The sequence below is a fragment of the Streptomyces sp. NPDC050549 genome (genome assembly GCF_040655035.1).
In the GTDB taxonomy this organism is placed as follows: Bacteria; Actinomycetota; Actinomycetes; order Streptomycetales; family Streptomycetaceae; genus Streptomyces.
Map to the genome: position 1 here is coordinate 1 of NZ_JBFAJD010000017.1, position 16,180 is coordinate 16,180.

Here is a 16,180-nt window from a genome sequence, read left to right on the forward strand (position 1 = left end):
CAACGTCTTGTGGGCGATGCTTCGTGACGGACAGTGCTATCAAGGTTCACCTCCCGTCACGGCTGCGGCTTGACATCACGATTGGGAAGTCCTTTGTCAGACGGAACGAGTGACAGATCAACAGAGGTGATGGCCGTCGCCATGTCGTCCTCCTGCGGTGGGGCGCGCAGTGATCACGCTCGACGCTACGGGCGGTGCGCTGGAAGCGGATCCGTCATCTCATCCGTCAAAGGATCGCCAAGCGGCGGTGAACAGGCGGTGTCTGGAGTAGCCCGGGCCACAGCAGGCCCTTAACATTTCAAACAAATGGACCTGTATGGACGGCGCCAGGAACAGGCAGCCCTCGACGAGATCCTTGATGCCGCTCGTCAAGGTGCCGGGGCGGCTCTGATGGTGTGGGGCGAACCCGGTATCGGCAAGACCGCTCTGCTCGATTACGGGGCCGAAGCAGCCGCTGGAGACTTCACCGTCGCGAGATGCCGGGGTACCCGTCTGGAGTCGCGGGTGGCGTTCGCAGGCCTGCATGAACTGCTGTGGCCGGTAACGGACCGGATCAGTGCGCTCCCGGAGCCGCAGGCCAACGCCTTGAACGGGGCGCTCGGCATCAGCGGTGACGTCGCGGACCCGTTCCTGATCAGCGTGGCCGTGCTGACGCTCGTCGGCGAGTTGGCCGGGAAACGGCCGGTGCTCATCGCCGTGGACGATGCCCACTGGCTCGACGAGCCCTCCGCACGAATCCTGGCCTTCGTCGCCCGCCGCCTGCGCGACGAGCCCGTGGCCATGCTCCTGACCGGACACGACGATCCCGTCGAGGGACCGTGGGAGGAGTTGGCGGCGATGGAGGTTCGCGGGCTGGGCGACAAGGACGCCCGGCTGCTCGTCGGTGCCGTCGCTCCGGACGCGGACGAGGCGGTGATCCGCCGCACGGTCCGCGCGGCAGCCGGCAATCCGCTCGCGCTCCAGGAACTGCCCACGTCCATGGCGGCGGGCGACATCTCGGCGCACCCTCTCGCCGGTGAGCAGATCGCCGTCGGGCCCCGCCTGCGCCGCGCCTTCCGCGCCCGCATCGCGAGGTTGTCCGCGCCCGCCCGCACCGCGCTTCTTCTCGTCGCCGCCGATGACCGCAGCGACCGGAACACCATGTCCAAGGCGAATCGTGTGCTCGGCCTCGACTCGGTCGCGTGGGACGAGGCGCTGCACTCGGGCCTGCTCACCACGCGTTCGGACGGTCGTATCCGCCTCCGCCACCAGCTGATGGGGGCGGTGGTCTACGAGGAGGCACCGGCCGCGGACCGACAGGCGGTTCATCGCGCGCTCGCCTCCGTGCTGACCGGTGAGAACGCCGACGAGTTGCGCCCGTGGCACCTCGCCGCAGCCGTGGAAGCCGCGGGCGGACCTGACGGGGAGGTGGCGCGGCTGCTGGAGGAGTCGGCCGACCGCTCCTGGGCACGCGGCGGCTGTGCCACGGCCGGCCGTGCTCTGCGGCGGGCGGCGGCACTCTCCCCGTCCACGGACGACGCGGCCAGGCGGCTCGCTCACGGAGCGAAGGCGGCCTGGGAGGCCGGCCAGGCCGATGTGGCGCGGGACATGCTGGCGCGGGCCGAACAGATCTCCTCCGAAGCCAAGGTCGCGAACCTCAGTGAGGGGTTGCTCGGGCTGATCGAGTTCACGCACGGGCATCTCGAGATCGCCTGCCGTCAGCTGACCCGGGACATGGAGCGGGTGGCCGATCCCGGGCAGGCGTTCAGGCTCGGCAGCGTGGCGCTGTGGGCGGCGTGGGCGGCCGGGCACAGCGCACTGCAGCGCGAGGCGCTCCACCGGCTCGAGCGGCGGCTCGCACAGGGGGACTTCCCGAACGCCGGTCTGCTGCCGTTGCTCCGCGCATGGTGGACGGAGGAGCGGGACAGCGGCGCTGATGACCGCGACCAGATGGTGGCTCTCGGCGGTGAGGGCTTCAACCGGCTCAGCGGCAGTTCCTGGCTCCTGATGCCAACGGCAGCGCTGGGGGTGGCCTGGGGCATCGAGCACGTCCTTGGGGAGGGCCTCCACCGCGAGATCGACCAACTGCGGCACACGGACCAGGTGTCGGCCCTGACCCAGGCGCTGGCCCAGTCCGTGACGGTGGACATCGCGCAGGGATCCTGGGCCTTGGCCGAGGCGAATGCCATCGAGGGACTCCGAGTGGCGGAGGAGATCGGCGACGAGAAATCGGCGGCACAGTACCGCGGCGGTATCGGATGGCTGGCAGCCGCGCGAGGCGATGAGCGGACCGTCGTGGACCATGCCGCCGGGACCGTCGAACTCTGGGCGCCGCGCGGAGTGCGCGTCTTCAGCGCGGCCGCGCAGTGGAGCCTCGGCATGTCGGCGCTCTTCGGCGGCCGGGCCGAGGAGGCTGTGGGCCGCCTGGTCCGGCTGACCGAGGACGGGCACCACGCGGCGCACCCCACCATCGCGATCCTGGCCGCGCCGGACACCGCCGAGGCCGCGGTCCAGGCCGGTCAGCGGGCGACGGCCGAAGAACAGGTGCGGCTGCTGCAGCGGTGGTCCGAGCGGTCCAACGCACCCTGGGCGGTCTCCGCGCTGCACCTTGTCCGTGCCCTGCTGGAGTCCGGGGCGGAGGCGGAGAAGCACTTCCGGCTCGCGCTGGATGTCCCCGGAGCCCAGTCACGGCCCTTCGCCTACGCCCGCACCCGCCTGCTGTACGGCGAGTGGCTGCGGCGGGCACGCCGCCGTGCCGACGCCCGGACACAGTTGGCGGAAGCCGCGGAAACCTTCCGGCGACTCGACGCGGCGCCCCTGCTCGCCCGCACCCGGGCCGAACAGGAGCTGAGCGGACAGCAGGTGCGCCGCGACTCGGGACCGGACCGGGACACCGCAACGGTTCTGACCGCGCAGGAGTCGCGAGTCGTGCGGCTGGCCGCAGAGGGGCTCACCAACCGGGAGATCGGGGCACAGCTGCTGATCAGTCCCCGTACGGTGGGCTATCACCTGGCCAACGTCTTCCCCAAGCTCGGCATCGTCTCGCGCGCCGACCTCGCGCGCGTCGATTTCGAGGACGGGCTGCGCCTGGTGGACTCACCGGGACCTTTCGGCGCCGGCTGAGTGGCGGCTGATGCCCGGCGGGACCCTGAGCGACGGGCCCGGCTGTCTCGCCGACCGCGCTGAGCCTTTACGGCCGCTAAAGGAACCGGAGGGCTTCCGCCACGAACTGCTCGTGGAACTGGAAGATGCCTCCGTGGCCGCGTCGGGATGGATCATCAGCTCGACGTTCTGCAGCCGCCGCGCCAGGTCGGCCAGGTTCTGCGTCGCTGGCACCATCCTGTCGCTCCCGCCGTTGGCGACGAGCACCGGCTGGTCGCCGCCCGCGCGGTGGGCCCGACGGCGACGTCCCTGCATCAGCGGCAGCGGGCCGCCAGGGAGGGCCCCGCCCCGCAAGTGACGACCCAGGTCGGCACACCGGCCCCCTCGCCTGTACCCGACGCCTCGGTAGATTCGGCGCAGTGCGCGTATGTCCTGCACGAACTGGCCGAGACGACTGCCGTGGCCGTCGCTGAGACGTACCGGATGCTCAGGCCCGGCGCGCGGGTCGCCATCGCGGACCACCGCAAGGCCTCGGGCATCGCGCACAACCGCGAGATCGAGGCCTGGTACGCGCGCCGGCCCGGCGGGGCGAGCCTCGACGAGCGCCATCCCACGTCCTCTCTCGAAGGGCCGGAGGAGGTGCGCGCCGCGGACTCGGCCACGCATTCCAGTAGGGCGGTCCTGCTCATGCCGGGGTCACCCCACAGCACCAGCGGTGCTCGTCGCCCTGGCGAGCACCGTCAAGGATCGGGTCAAGGGCTGCCTGCTCCGGGCGCCGTCCGTACAGGTCCATTTACTCAAAAGCTCAATGGGCTGCGGTCGCCCAGAGCCACTGCCGGCAACCCGAGTTTCAACGACACCAGGTCACATGTGACAGACACGGTGACGGATCCGCTTTCCTCGCATCCTCCGTAGCTTCGAGCGCGACCAGTGAACTTGCGCCCCACCGCAGGAGAAAGACATGGCGACGGCGATCCAGGGTCGGGAGCGTCGGCACGACAGCGGCTCGGCTCGCTGTGACGGACGCCGATATCGCCTCGGCGGCCACTCCCCCGAAACCGGGGCCGCGCCGCACCGCCGTCCCAACCGTCGGCCGCCTCAGCACGTTGTGCCGCGTCGCCCCGCCCGGCCCTCGACCAGCCGCGCCGCGCACCCGGCCGGCCGGCTGACCCGCTCGGCTGCCAAGCCGGTCGGAGCGTCGAGGCTGCAACAGCACGGCGAAGCAGGACATGGCCACGCGGCTGCGCGCCCCGGTGCCGGGCGTCGCCTCTGCCGGTTCAGGGCGCTCCGACGAACACGCATCCCTGGCGAACCGTCAGGGTCACCCTTGGAGCGAACGATGACGCAACCCAGCACGATCAGCGTGGAGCAGCTGACACCAGGAATCCGCAAAATCACATTCTCGAATCCACCAGTGAATCTCATCCTCAAAGAGACCGTGTCCCGACTGGTCGAGGTCGTCACGGAGCTGAGCGAGGACCCGCAGGTTCACGTTGCCGTCCTCACCAGCAGTACGCCCGGCTACTTTTTCAACCAGTTCGATCTCGACCGGGTTGCCGACTTCATGCCCTCCGATCCGGAGGCGACGCCGACATGGATCGATCTCGTGATCCGGCTGTCCACAGCTCCGTTCGTCAGCATCGCGTCCATCCGCGGACGGACCAGGGGCGGCGGAGGCGAACTGGCCCTGGCCTGTGATCTGCGCTACGCCAGTCGCGAGCGCGCGGTGTTCGGCCGGTCCGAGGGCGGCGGCGGGATTCTTCCCGGCTGCCGGGGCTCAGAACACCTGCCCCGGCTCATCGGACGGGATCGGGCACTCGAAGCCATCCTGAGCAGCAATAACTACGACGCCGACACGGCAGAACGCTACGGATGGGTGACCCGCTCCGTCGCCGACGCCGAGCTGGACGACTTCGTGGACGGTGCGGCAACCCGGCTGGCGTCATTCGGCAAGGCGGCGCTGGCAGCCGCCAAGGCTCGGGCCAACAGGGCGACGCCCCCGCCCGACGCCGACCCGCGAACGGCCTACACGCAATTCCTTAGCTCCCCGACCCGGCCAGGAATCGAGGCATTCCTGCCCCGGTTCGAGAAGCCCGCTGCCGAAAAGGGTCCCGAGGAGCTGGAACTCCGCTCGGGTGGCCACCTCGGCATCGCACGTCCGAAAAGCCGGTGAACACCGACTCCCCACGATTCCGGATCCTTTCCCAGATCGCCGGACGTGCCCACTTGCCATCGACCGACGACCAGCATATGGTCGTACGACCGTAAGGCATACGATCATAATTTAAAGTGAAGGAGTACGTGATGACGACAACGCGGCCGGTGGCGCTCGTGACAGGCGCCTCGTCGGGGATCGGCAAGGAGACGGCCCGCGCCTTCGTCTCGGCGGGTTTCGAGGTGATCGGAACCGGCCGCAAGACATCCGGACTCACCCCGCCCGCCGGTGTGACGTACCTCGATCTCGACGTCGGCAGTGACGACTCGGCCACCGCCGCGGTCGGAGAGGTGATCGACCGGTTCGGACGCATCGACGTCCTGGTCAACAACGCGGGCATCGGCTCGGCGGGCGCCGTCGAGGAGAACTCCGTCACCCAGGCCCAGAACGTCCTGAACATCAACGTCCTCGGCGTCATCCGCATGACGAAGGCCGTCCTGCCGCATATGCGCGCCCAGGGCAGCGGACGCATCATCAACATCTCGTCCGTCCTAGGGGTCGCCCCCCAGCCCTTCATGGCCCTCTATGTCGCCGCGAAGCACGCGATCGAGGGCTACTCCGAGTCGCTGGACCACGAGGTCCGCGAGCACGGTGTGCGGGTCCTCCTCGTCCAGCCCGCCTACACCAAGACCAGCTTCGACACCAACGCCGCACAGCCCGACACCCCGCTGCCTCTGTACGCGGAGCGACGGCGCGACTTCGACAGGATGATCGCGGATGCGATGAAGGACGGCGACGACCCCGCCGTCGTCGCCAAGGTGATCGTCACCGCAGCGACCGACAAGAAGCCGAAGCTGCGCTACACCGCCGGACCGCTGGCCGCACGCGTCGCCACCGCTCGCCGCCTCGTCCCTGCCGGAACGTTCGACAAGCAGATCCGCAGGAACAACCACCTGCCCACCTGACTCCCCGGCCCGGCTTCAAAGGCGCCGATGACATCCAGGTCCGGCTTCAGGGCCGCCGATTCCGCCTGAACGCCTCTGATGTACCCGACATCACCGACATCACCGATGTCCTCGAAAGTCCCATCGACCAGTCACTCGTTGATTTACCGAGGAGAGTCATGCAGCAGCAACGCCGGCAAACGGCCCGGCGCAGTGCTTCGAGCGCACGGCGTTTTGTGAAGAAGAACGTCGGCATCGCGCTGGCGGTCACAGCGACGGCGGCCGTCCTGGTCTCGGCGCCGTCCGCCTCCGCATGGACGGGACCCTCGTATCGCGCATCCGTTGTCACCGACGTACGGACCGCGGCGAAGTTCGACTTCGCCGCCGGCGAGATCCCCGAGAACATCACCGCCAACCCCGACGGCTCAGTGACCCTGTCGATGCTCGGCAGTTGCGCGGTGTGCGAGCGCACCCACGGGCCGCAGCTGATGCGCATCTCCGCGTCCGGACAGCGCACCGTGCTCGCCACCGGGCAGGTGGGTGAGGCGATCAGCGGCAACACCCGTGGCAGCGACGGCACCGTCTACTACAGCGTGTGGGCCCCAGGCAACGCGGCCAGGAACGGCGTGTACAAACTGCTTGCGGACGGTACACCTCAGCGCGTCGCCGCTCTGCCCGCCGACTCGGGTCCCAACGGGCTGGCCGTCGACCCGGCCGGACGCACCCTCTACATCGCGGACAGCCTGAAGGGAATCATCTGGTCCGTTCCGGTCTCGGGCGGATCGGCGACCCCGTGGCTGACCGACGCCGCGCTGGCGCCGGTACCGACCAAAGCCCTGCCGATCGGCGCCAACGGGCTCAGGTTCCACAACGGCGCCCTGTGGATCAGCAACTTCAACAAGGGAACCCTGCTGCAGGTACCGGTCACTGGCACCGGCACGGCCGGCCCCCTCCACCTGGTCACGGGCGGCCTGCCCAACATCGACGATCTCAGCTTCCTGACCCCCTGGTCCGATGTGGTGTTCGCGGCGCAGAACGGCTCCTCCTCGCAGAACGGTCCGGACAGGGTCGTGGTGATCTACCCGAACGGCACCTACAAGCCCGTCCTGACAGGCGCGGACGGTCTCGCCTCGCCCTCCGCGACCGCCGTCCGCGGCGACCGCCTGTACATCACCGATGGCGGGGTCCCCGAGCCCCACGACCCGAAGCTGCAGATCGCCAAAATCAACTTCCCCGCGCTTCTTGCAGGCGCGGCCCACTGACGCGACCAGCGGCAGCCGGGGCGCAAGCCCCGGCTGCGATGGAGGAACGCCTCGTGCGGTACACGAAAGAACACAAGCAGGAGACAAGGCAGCGGATCATCACGACGGCCGGCCGCCGGCTCAAGCGCAACGGTTTCGACGGCTCCGGAGTGGCCATACTCATGAAGGATGCGGGACTGACCAACGGCACCTTGTACGCCTACTTCGCCTCCAAGGACGAACTCATCGCCACCGCGGTCGCTGACCAGATGCGTGCGCAGCACGAAAACATCGTCGCGCAGGCGGCACCCGGCCGCGCCGGACTCGAGCAGATGATTCGCTGGTACTTCTCGACCGAGCAGCGCGACAGCGTCGAGGACGGCTGCCCCAATGCCGCCCTGCTCGACGAGATAGGACGCTCCACGGATTCCACCAGGCAGGCGTACACCGACGGCGCGCTGGTCCTCGTTGACGGCTTCGCCGCCCGCATGGCACCCCATGACCCGCCGTCGGCGCGTCTGAAGTCACTCAGCCTCCTCGGCATGATGGCCGGGACCCTGCAACTCTCCCGTGCCCTGACCAACCGCCGACTTGCCGACCAAATCCTCGAACAGGGCATCCACAACGCCCTCGCACTGCTGGATGCCGAGCAGCACGATCGCTCGCTTCAGCCGGTGCCATGTCTTCCACGTCGGGAGGTGAAAACGGATGATCCCGGCCCGGCGTGATTCCGGTGAAGACCACCCCCGTCAGGATCTGCCATACCGATGGCTTCCGCATTCACGGCTCGTCCCACCCGGGGAGGCGCGTGCCCAGCCTGCACCTGGCCGAACGCGCCGCCCAGCCGGACGCCGGTCCTACCTCTACCGACTGACCTGGCCGGCCCCAGCGATGAGCGGCACATTCGGCGCCTGCCCGGGCCGGACTTCGGACTGGCCTTCGGCAGCCTGAGCGCAGCCGTCAGCGCCCTCCTGATCGGGTGAGCAGCCGCCCGCCGACGCGGCAGCTCTGTCGCAGTGGGTGCGCTCCGCGTGGGCGGCCTTCGCCACCACCGGCAACCCCGGCCGGCCCGAGTGCGACACAGAGCAGCGTCTCCCCCAGCGCATCGACACCGAACCCGGCGGTACCCCCTACCCGGCCGAAACCACCCTCCGCATCTGGACGGACCACGCCTGCGACTCCCTCCCGCTTCGCCCGGCCTGAGTGCCACCGACGCAGGAGCGAGGCCTGGCCGACTCCGCCCTTCCGTCGGCAGCGCTCCGCCGAGGTCCCGGTGCGAGGCCTTTCGTCCTACGGGTGATACCGCCACCGCCGCAACGCCCGATTCCGAACCTGTGGGAACGACTGGGCCGCTCTCACTCGGCATCACCTGGATCACCTCGTCCACTCCCACAGCAATGCCCCGGACACGAGGCAGTCGCATGACCGCGGCTCATCGCTTGCCGCCCTGAATTCCTCGACCGATCGACCGTCCCCTTCTCTCTCCGGAGTTCTCCATGTTCATCGCCTATGTCGTCCTCGCCGTCGTGCTGTCCCTGCTGCTGGTCTCCAGTGCCCGTTCCGACATCACCCGCGACCCGAAGATCACAGAGCAGCTCAAGGCGGTCGGGGTGCCCGACAGCTGGTTCCTGCCGCTCGGCCTGGTCAAGATCGCGGGCGCTCTGGGGCTGCTCGCCGGCATTGTCTACCGGCCGTTGGGCATCGCGGCGGCGATCGGGGTCGTCCTGTACTTTCTGGGCGCCGTAATCACGCACCTCCGCGCAGGCGACATGAAGGGAGTCGGCACCCCAACCGTCATCATGCTCGTTGCCGTGGCGCCGCTCGTGCTGGGGTTCGCGACGCTCTGACCGTGCTCCACGATCGCGATCGGACCAGCTCGCGATCGCACCGCGCAGCCACTGCCGGACACTTGCCTCCAGCGCCCGGGCTGGAGGCAAGTCGCCCCCGGTACGGCCTGAGGCCAGCCGCGCTTCAGCGAGGCAGCAGGACGTCGACCTGCCTCCGGATGTCCTGCACGATCTCCTCGACGCTCAAGCCGATGTTCACGCTCGCCGCCGTGCTGAGGAACATCACGGCGGACACGATGTGTGCCAGCGTCGCGGCGTCGCCCTCCGTGACCTGCTCGTTCCGGAGCAGCACGGCGGCGATGGCCTCCTCGGCCTGCGCGACGATGGCGAGTGCAGCGCCGTGCCGGGGCTCTTCGGGGTCGCCGAAGACCATCTCTCGCAGGTAGGTACGTCCGTTATCGATCTGGGTGCGGTTGCACTCCACGATCGGCCGGACTATCGCCATCACCGCGTCCAGCACCCCTGGGACGGTCTCGGCGTCCGCCCGGCCCTGCTCGAGCGCTTCGGCGTACTTGGCGTTCTGCACGAGCAGGAGGAGTTCGCCCTTGGTCTTGGCGTAAAGGAACAGGGTCCCGGTGCCGATGTCGGCCTTGTCGGCGATCTGCTGGGTCGTGACCTCATCGATGCCGTGTTCGGCGAACAACTCAGTCGCGGCAGCGACGATGCGGTCGAATTTCTCCTGCTTGTTCCGCTCGCGCCGTCCGACCGGCCGGGGGGCGACAGACATGGCGGTGTCCTCCAGGAATAGTATTCTGACTGCAGTCAGTTATGACTACAGTCGCTACCGCGTGGGCTCGAATATGGCTGTGCTCATTCTCCCATGACAGGGCGAGGAGTCATTGCTCCAACCGTGCAGAGCCACGCACTTCACATCCCCCTGAAACGAAGGAACACCCATGCCCTCCCTCGATGGAGCAGTCGTCCTCGTCACCGGCGCCAATGGCGGTATCGGCACCCACTTCGTCCGCGAGGCCCTGGCTCGCGGCGCCGCCAAGGTCTATGCCACCGCCCGTACCCCGCGCGCCTGGGACGACGAACGCATCGTCCCCCTGGCCCTTGACGTCACCGACCGCGCGTCGATCGCCGGGGCCGTCGCCGCCGCGGCGGATGTCACCGTGCTCGTCAACAACGCGGGCGCCATCCCGCCGAGCGCGAGCCTGCTGGACGTCACCGAGGCGGACATCCGGGCGAACATGGAAACGAACTTCTTCGGACCGGTCCTCCTTGCCCGCGCCTTCGCACCGGTCCTCGCCGCCAAGAAGGGGTCGATCCTCATCGACGTGCACTCCGTTGCCAGCTGGTACGCCTTCGGCGGCGCCTACAGCGCGTCCAAGGCCGCACTGTGGTCGGCCACCAACTCCCTGCGCATCGAGCTCGCACCCATGGGCGTCCACGTGACGGGGGTGCACATGGGCTACGTCGACACCGCCATGGCCGCGCACGCCGACGGACCCAAGATGCTGCCGACGCAGCTGGTGACGACGGTCTACGACGCCGTCGAGGCAGGAGAATACGAGGTCCTGGCCGACGAGCTGACCCAGGGGGTCAAGGCGGCTCTGAGCGGCCCGGTCGAGGCGCTCTACCCGGACCTGCGCAACACGAACGCCTGAGGTTGCCCTTCGGTCCCGATGTGATCTCCTGGCGTCGGGACCGCGTGATCCATGGGGTTCGAACGGTTTGCCGACATGGCGGAGGCACGTACCGTCGTGGACGGACCATCGCGGCTGTCGGACCACGGGTGCAGGCGGTGCCAGGTGCCGCGAGCTCACCTCGGTCGATGTCGATCTCGGTGTCGGTGAAACTCGGACAGGCCATGCCCGGCGAGCGCTTCGTCGAGCATCACCCGGTGCAGTGCGCCCAGCGACCGCCGGGGCCCTTCCCCGACACCACCCGCAGCCCTGTCGGCGTACGGGCCGCGCCACTGGGTGGTGAGCCCTGGCTAGTCGGCCTGTGCCCCGACGCGCTCGAATTCGCCGGCGATGCCGGGTCGCCGGCCGGCCACGGTACGGACGACGTCGAACACCACCGCGTCCGCGGCAGCGCCGATCCGCCGGTCGTTCTCGGTGCTGACCGGGCTTCGCGCCATGGTTCCCCTCCCCCATCGGGCACTCGTACGACGACCCAGGTGGGACTCGCGACAGAACGAGCACGGCCGTGGCATCTGCTGCGTACGTGCTCGCTTGCTGCCGGGCGTCAGCGTTGCTGGTTGGCGACGCCGATGTGGTGCCCGAGACGGTATTCGAAGTCGATGCCGGCCTGTTCGGCGACGGCCTGCGTGCCTGCGGCCCGGGTGAGGAAACCGGGGAGGGTGAGCGAGTGGGCGAACTCGCCGTACGCGGCGACCAGGTCCGCGTCCGGGGGCAGGGATGCCCGGTTGATCTGGGCCTTGGCCGAGGCGAGTGAGGTGCGGTCGAAGGAAGCGAGCCTGGCGGCGACGGTGCCGACGAAGGCGTCGAGTTCGCTGTCGGGGAGGGCGCGGGTGACCCAGCCCCAACGCTCGGCGGTGTCGGCATCGTAGTCGTCGCTGGTGAGGATGGCTTCCAGGGCGCGGTCGCGTCCGATGGCGCGAGGGAGGCGCTCGGTGCCGCCACCGCCGGGCAGCAGTCCGCTGCCGACCTCGGGCTGCCCGAAGATCGCCTTCTCACGACTGGCGTAGCGCAGGTCGAGGGCGAGGGCGAGCTCGTTCCCACCGCCGCGGGTGCGTCCCCGGATGGCCGCGATGGTGATGTACGGCGCCCTGGAGAGTTCCAGGACCAGATTCGTCCATGCCGGCACCGCGTCCGGGTCCTCGGGGGCGGGGAAGTCGGCGGCGGCGGCCAGGTCGAAGTGGTTGTAGAAGAAGTCGGGGGTGGCGCTGTCGAACAGTACGACCTGGATGTCCGGATCGGTGGCCAGTTCTTCGACGATCTCGATGAGGCGCAGGACGGTCTCGCCGGCGATGAGGTTGACGGGCGGGTTGGCGAAGGTGATCTTCGCGATCTGCGGTGAGGTGCGCTCGTATTGGATGGTGCTGTGCTCGCTCATGGCTGGCTCCGGATACGGATTCGGATGCGTGACGGGTGTCAGACGGCGAGGAGGGCCGGGAAGCGTGGGGCGGATGCATTGCCGAGCAGAGCCCGCGCTGCTCACTCCTCGCAGTGCGGGAGGATGTCGCCGTTCTTGACGTAGGTGAGGGCGGCGGTGACGTCGTAGGCGTGGATCGCGGAGACCTGCGGTGCCAGCCGGTCGGACAGGTCCTGGATCACGTTGCCGGTGAAGAAGGCGTCCCGTGCCTCTGTGTCGGTGAACCCTAGGCTGAGGGAGGCGTGGAAGTGCTGGTCGTGGGGGTTGTCGTGGGCGACGTCCGGGGTGTCCCAGAGTTTTTCGACCCAGGGCAGGAACGTCTGCGTGCGCAGTTCCTTCAGCACTCCGGTGCCGGCGAGCGCGGGAGCGACCTGCTCGTTGACGAACTTCCGGAAGGCGCCGGCGCCGGCGCCGTCTCTACGGCGCAGGTAGACGAGAGTGCGGGCACCGACCGTCTCTCCGGGGCCTGCGACGTCGTACCAGCGGGATGAGTTCGGCGAGCCGGCGTAGAGCAGGGTGCGGCGGAACACGTTGATCTCGTCGGCGTAGGCCAGCTTCGTCTGCTTGCGCCCTTTCAGGGGTGCAAGCGCCGATTGGAAGGTGACTTCCGCGACGCCGTCGATCTTCCGGTCTGCGGGGATCGCGGTCTGGACCCCGTCGGTGGCCGGCCACCGGCCCGGGTTGTGCTTGGCGAGGTGGATCTGCCGGTACTCCTCCAGGCCCGGGGTGGCGGAGATGATCCCGGAGTGCGGGCCCTTCCAGTGGTCCATGCCGGTCTGGCGGGGCTGATCGGTCCGCACCCACAGCAGGATCGAGGAGGTGAGGTGCTTCTTCACTTCCAGGGGTGCGACGGCCGGTGACGTGCTCATGATGTTGCCCTTCTCTTCCTGGTCTGACGGGTTGTCATGGGGCGAGGAACTCGACCGCCACGGGGGCGAACCGGTCGTGGTACTGGAAGATGCCGCCGTGCCCGGAGTCGGGGTAGATGATCAGCTCACTGCCCTTGATGCGCTGGTGCAGGTCCTCCGACAGGATCGACGGCACCATGCGGTCGTTGTCGCCGTTGGCGATCAGGGTGGGCTGCGTGATCGACGACAGGTCGTCGGGGGCGGAGCGCCCCCACTTCTTGATCGCCTTCAGCTGTGTCTGGAAGGCCTTGGTCTTGATCTCCGCGTCGCGGTCGACGGTGCGCTCTTTGAGCCGGTTGACGAACGCGCGGGCGGCGGGCTTGCCGGTGGCGTTGCGGTTGAAGAACAGGAACTCCTTGGGGTCCGAGCGGGTCAGGGTGGCGCGCAGGATGTCCCAGTAGGTGGTTCCGGCGACCTTGTCGATGTCCTTGCCGCCCTTGGGCCCGGTGCCGGTGAGGACGAGCTTGCGGACGAGCGCGGGGTGCTTCACCACCAGGGCCTGGGCGACCATGCCGCCGAGGGAGAAGGAGAAGACGTCGATCTTGTCGTACCCGAGCGCCCTGATGAAGGTGTGGGCGTCGTCGGCCATCGCCTCGACGCTGTCCGGCACCTGGCCGGTGGATGCCCCGACACCGCGGTTGTCGAAGGCGATGACGTGACGGCCCTTCGCGACGGGGTCGACGATGCGGGGGTCCCAGTTGTCCAGGGTCGCGGCGAGGTGGACGAAGAAGACGACGGGGATGCCGCCCTTCGGTCCCAGCTCGCGGTAGGCGTAGGTGACGCCGCCGGCGCTGACGGTGCGGGCCGGGGCCTTCGCGTAGGAGGTGATGACGGCTTCGTTCGGGGTGCCGGTGCTGCTCATGACGGATTCTCCTTGCGTGTTTTTTGTCGCTGTGCGTCTTGTCTTGCTGTGCGTCTTGTGTGATCCGTCGCGGTTGCGGCGGGTCAGCTGGGTCAGCTGCTGCCCATGACGGCCTTGCCGCGGATACCGCCCTGGGACAGGGACTGCAGCGCCTGCGGGGTCTGGTCGAAGCGGACCACCTTGCCCACGACCGGACGCACCACGCCCTCGTCGATGAGGGTGGTGATCTGGCGGAGCTGGTCGCCGCTGGCGCGCATGAACAGGAACTCGTACGTCACACCGAGCTTCTTCGCCTGCCTGCGGATCTTGCCGCTCAGGCCTGCGACCGCAAGGCGCAGCAGCGGGTTCAGGCCGGCCTCTCGGGCGAACGCGGGGTCCGGGGGACCGGCGATCCCGATGGCCTTGCCGCCGGGCTTGAGCACCCGCAGGGACTTCTTGAGAGTCTCCCCACCGATGCTGTCCAACACCAGGTCGTAGCCGTTCAGGAGCTGCTCGAAGTCCTGGGTGCGGTAATCGATCACCGTGTCCGCGCCGAGCGCGCGCACGAAGTGCGCGTTGGAACCGCTGGCGGTCGTGGCGACGCTCGCACCGAGGTGTGCGGCGAGCTGGATCGCGATCGAACCGACCCCGCCGGCGCCGGCGTGGATGAGAACCTTCTGCCCGGGCCGCACCTTCCCGCGCTCCACCAGCGCCTGCCACGCCGTGAGCGCCACCAGCGGCAGTGAGCCGGCCTCATCCATGCTGATCGAGGCGGGCTTGAGCGCCACGTCGCCTTCCGCGACGGCGATGCGCTCGGCGAACGTGCCGATGCGGTCCGCGGCGGGCCGGGCGTAGACCTCGTCTCCGGGCTTGAATCCGCGAACCGCCGCCCCGACGCCGATGACGGTGCCCGCGACGTCGTTGCCCAGGGTCAGTGGCAGCTTGTAGGGCAGGATCTGCTTGAACTCACCCGCGCGGATCTTCTCGTCCAGCGGGTTCAGCCCGGCGGCCTCCACCCGGACCAGCACGTCGTGCTCCCCCACGGTGGGCTCGGGGACCTCCGCCTCCTGCAGCGGCTCCTTGTACTTGGTGACGACGAACGCTCTCATGGGGCGCCACTCCTAGTCTTCGTCCTATTTATTCGTGTTTGAGATTGGATCGGCAAACTCGGTGCGGCATCCAGGGCCTCGCCCACCCGATCAATCCGAGTACACTCAACTATGAGTCCACTCATAAATAATGTCAAGGGGGGTCCCCATGGGAGGCGGTCACATGCCGATCGGGCGCCGCGAGAGGGCCAAACAGGACAAGCGCGAGCGCATCATGACCGCAGCCCGCGAGCTGTTCGCCGAACACGGCGTCGGCAGGGTCACGACGCAGCAGGTCGCCCGCCGGGCAGATGTCGCGATCGGCACGCTCTACCTGTACGCGTCCACCAAGGCCGAGTTGCTGATCATGGTGCAGAACGAGAAGTTCGCCGCCGCCATCGATTCAGGCCTCGCCGCCGCGAACGCCGCCGTCGGACAGGGCGCGCTGGAGCCTGTCATCGCTCTCATCCGTCCTGTGGTGGAGTGCGTGAGGGAGCACACCGAGAACGGCCGCACGTACCTGCACGAACTCGTCTTCGGCGACCCGGCCGAGCCCTACCGGCAAGCAGGCCTGACCCTTGCCGGCCGCCTCGAGGACGGCGTCACCGGCCTGCTCACCCGCGACGAGCACATCGGCGCCGCCGACGCGGCAACACTGGCGCGGGTGATCACCGCGATCATCCACATCAGCACCACCGCCACCGCGCACCTGCACCACAGCGACGAAGCCGTCCTCGCCGACATCCGCGACCAGATCCACGCCACCCTGGCGCCCCACCACCGCGCCGCATAACCGCTCGCACCACGAGCCAACCGCCCCCGTTACCTTCTAGACGCCCCCGATCTTGGGGCTCCCGGCCTTCTGGCCCGGCATGACTTTTGCCCCCTGTCGACCATGACCCGGGGGGTGGTGTCACCGGGTCGGGAGGCGCCGGTAGATCGCTGATAGGGGCAGGAGCGCCGGTCCGCCGGCAACGCTCTTCGTAACGTGGTTGCCGGATGTCGGCGCCGT

General features: G+C 68.8%; 16 protein-coding genes. 10 read left to right on the plus strand and 6 right to left on the minus strand.

From position 1 onward, the window contains the following. The first annotated feature begins 306 nt into the window (after positions 1-306). The 8 genes from AB0I51_RS24260 (at position 307) to AB0I51_RS24295 (ending at position 9,268) form a co-directional block, all read left to right on the plus strand. A complete protein-coding gene (locus AB0I51_RS24260) occupies positions 307-3,102 on the plus strand; it encodes an AAA family ATPase (protein ID WP_362978361.1) in 2,796 nt (931 codons plus the stop codon). Positions 3,103-3,249: 147 nt separating this feature from the next. Continuing rightward, positions 3,250-3,996, plus strand: a complete 747-nt coding sequence (locus AB0I51_RS24265) for a methyltransferase domain-containing protein (protein ID WP_362978363.1) — start codon at positions 3,250-3,252, stop codon at positions 3,994-3,996. A gap of 424 nt (positions 3,997-4,420) precedes the next feature. Next, entirely contained in the window at positions 4,421-5,254 is an 834-nt protein-coding gene (locus tag AB0I51_RS24270; protein WP_362978365.1) for an enoyl-CoA hydratase/isomerase family protein, read from the plus strand. Positions 5,255-5,385: 131 nt separating this feature from the next. Then, entirely contained in the window at positions 5,386-6,201 is an 816-nt protein-coding gene (locus AB0I51_RS24275) for an oxidoreductase (RefSeq protein ID WP_362978367.1), read from the plus strand. Positions 6,202-6,359: 158 nt separating this feature from the next. Continuing rightward, positions 6,360-7,442, plus strand: a complete 1,083-nt coding sequence (locus AB0I51_RS24280) for a hypothetical protein (protein ID WP_362978369.1) — start codon at positions 6,360-6,362, stop codon at positions 7,440-7,442. Between the two features lie 38 nt (positions 7,443-7,480). Continuing rightward, entirely contained in the window at positions 7,481-8,149 is a 669-nt protein-coding gene (locus AB0I51_RS24285; protein ID WP_362978371.1) for a TetR/AcrR family transcriptional regulator, read from the plus strand. Positions 8,150-8,441: 292 nt separating this feature from the next. Continuing rightward, a complete protein-coding gene (locus AB0I51_RS24290) occupies positions 8,442-8,624 on the plus strand; it encodes a hypothetical protein (protein ID WP_362978373.1) in 183 nt (60 codons plus the stop codon). A gap of 293 nt (positions 8,625-8,917) precedes the next feature. Continuing rightward, positions 8,918-9,268, plus strand: a complete 351-nt coding sequence (locus AB0I51_RS24295) for a DoxX family protein (protein WP_362978375.1) — start codon at positions 8,918-8,920, stop codon at positions 9,266-9,268. 124 nt (positions 9,269-9,392) lie between these two features. On the opposite strand, the gene AB0I51_RS24300 is transcribed toward AB0I51_RS24295, so the two are convergent. Beyond that, positions 9,393-9,995, minus strand: a complete 603-nt coding sequence (locus AB0I51_RS24300; RefSeq protein WP_362978377.1) for a TetR/AcrR family transcriptional regulator — start codon at positions 9,993-9,995, stop codon at positions 9,393-9,395. Between the two features lie 169 nt (positions 9,996-10,164). Here AB0I51_RS24300 and AB0I51_RS24305 point away from each other — a divergent pair, with 169 nt between their 5' ends. Further along, complete coding sequence (locus AB0I51_RS24305; protein ID WP_362978379.1) at positions 10,165-10,878, plus strand: SDR family oxidoreductase; 714 nt, start codon at positions 10,165-10,167, stop codon at positions 10,876-10,878. Between the two features lie 329 nt (positions 10,879-11,207). On the opposite strand, the gene AB0I51_RS24310 is transcribed toward AB0I51_RS24305, so the two are convergent. From AB0I51_RS24310 to AB0I51_RS24330, 5 genes are all read right to left on the minus strand, one after another. Then, positions 11,208-11,354 carry a hypothetical protein gene (locus tag AB0I51_RS24310; RefSeq protein WP_362978381.1) on the minus strand — a complete coding sequence of 49 codons (147 nt, stop codon included), beginning with the start codon at positions 11,352-11,354 and terminating at the stop codon, positions 11,208-11,210. Positions 11,355-11,461: 107 nt separating this feature from the next. Further along, on the minus strand, positions 11,462-12,292 hold the full coding sequence (locus tag AB0I51_RS24315; protein ID WP_362978383.1) for an enoyl-CoA hydratase/isomerase family protein: 831 nt from the start codon (positions 12,290-12,292) through the stop codon (positions 11,462-11,464). A gap of 101 nt (positions 12,293-12,393) precedes the next feature. After that, positions 12,394-13,200: a strictosidine synthase gene (locus AB0I51_RS24320; RefSeq protein WP_362978385.1), complete on the minus strand. Its 807-nt coding sequence runs from the start codon at positions 13,198-13,200 to the stop codon at positions 12,394-12,396. Positions 13,201-13,234: 34 nt separating this feature from the next. Beyond that, positions 13,235-14,101, minus strand: coding sequence for an alpha/beta hydrolase (locus AB0I51_RS24325; protein ID WP_362978387.1), 867 nt, complete (start codon positions 14,099-14,101; stop codon positions 13,235-13,237). Between the two features lie 92 nt (positions 14,102-14,193). Continuing rightward, complete coding sequence (locus AB0I51_RS24330) at positions 14,194-15,189, minus strand: NADP-dependent oxidoreductase (RefSeq protein WP_362978389.1); 996 nt, start codon at positions 15,187-15,189, stop codon at positions 14,194-14,196. 163 nt (positions 15,190-15,352) lie between these two features. Here AB0I51_RS24330 and AB0I51_RS24335 point away from each other — a divergent pair, with 163 nt between their 5' ends. Then, positions 15,353-15,961, plus strand: coding sequence for a helix-turn-helix domain-containing protein (locus tag AB0I51_RS24335; RefSeq protein ID WP_362978391.1), 609 nt, complete (start codon positions 15,353-15,355; stop codon positions 15,959-15,961). The last annotated feature ends 219 nt before the right edge of the window (positions 15,962-16,180 follow it).

Bases quoted from the DNA above. Each gene is read 5' to 3' on its own strand.
- AB0I51_RS24260 (WP_362978361.1), top strand. From the start codon at position 307: ATGGACCTGTATGGACGGCGCCAGGAACAGGCAGCCCTCGACGAGATC.
- AB0I51_RS24265 (WP_362978363.1), top strand. From the start codon at position 3,250: ATGGATCATCAGCTCGACGTTCTGCAGCCGCCGCGCCAGGTCGGCCAG.
- AB0I51_RS24270 (WP_362978365.1), top strand. From the start codon at position 4,421: ATGACGCAACCCAGCACGATCAGCGTGGAGCAGCTGACACCAGGAATC.
- AB0I51_RS24275 (WP_362978367.1), top strand. From the start codon at position 5,386: ATGACGACAACGCGGCCGGTGGCGCTCGTGACAGGCGCCTCGTCGGGG.
- AB0I51_RS24280 (WP_362978369.1), top strand. From the start codon at position 6,360: ATGCAGCAGCAACGCCGGCAAACGGCCCGGCGCAGTGCTTCGAGCGCA.
- AB0I51_RS24285 (WP_362978371.1), top strand. From the start codon at position 7,481: ATGGAGGAACGCCTCGTGCGGTACACGAAAGAACACAAGCAGGAGACA.
- AB0I51_RS24295 (WP_362978375.1), top strand. From the start codon at position 8,918: ATGTTCATCGCCTATGTCGTCCTCGCCGTCGTGCTGTCCCTGCTGCTG.
- AB0I51_RS24300 (WP_362978377.1), bottom strand. From the start codon at position 9,995: ATGTCTGTCGCCCCCCGGCCGGTCGGACGGCGCGAGCGGAACAAGCAG.
- AB0I51_RS24305 (WP_362978379.1), top strand. From the start codon at position 10,165: ATGCCCTCCCTCGATGGAGCAGTCGTCCTCGTCACCGGCGCCAATGGC.
- AB0I51_RS24310 (WP_362978381.1), bottom strand. From the start codon at position 11,354: ATGGCGCGAAGCCCGGTCAGCACCGAGAACGACCGGCGGATCGGCGCT.
- AB0I51_RS24315 (WP_362978383.1), bottom strand. From the start codon at position 12,292: ATGAGCGAGCACAGCACCATCCAATACGAGCGCACCTCACCGCAGATC.
- AB0I51_RS24320 (WP_362978385.1), bottom strand. From the start codon at position 13,200: ATGAGCACGTCACCGGCCGTCGCACCCCTGGAAGTGAAGAAGCACCTC.
- AB0I51_RS24325 (WP_362978387.1), bottom strand. From the start codon at position 14,101: ATGAGCAGCACCGGCACCCCGAACGAAGCCGTCATCACCTCCTACGCG.
- AB0I51_RS24330 (WP_362978389.1), bottom strand. From the start codon at position 15,189: ATGAGAGCGTTCGTCGTCACCAAGTACAAGGAGCCGCTGCAGGAGGCG.
- AB0I51_RS24335 (WP_362978391.1), top strand. From the start codon at position 15,353: ATGCCGATCGGGCGCCGCGAGAGGGCCAAACAGGACAAGCGCGAGCGC.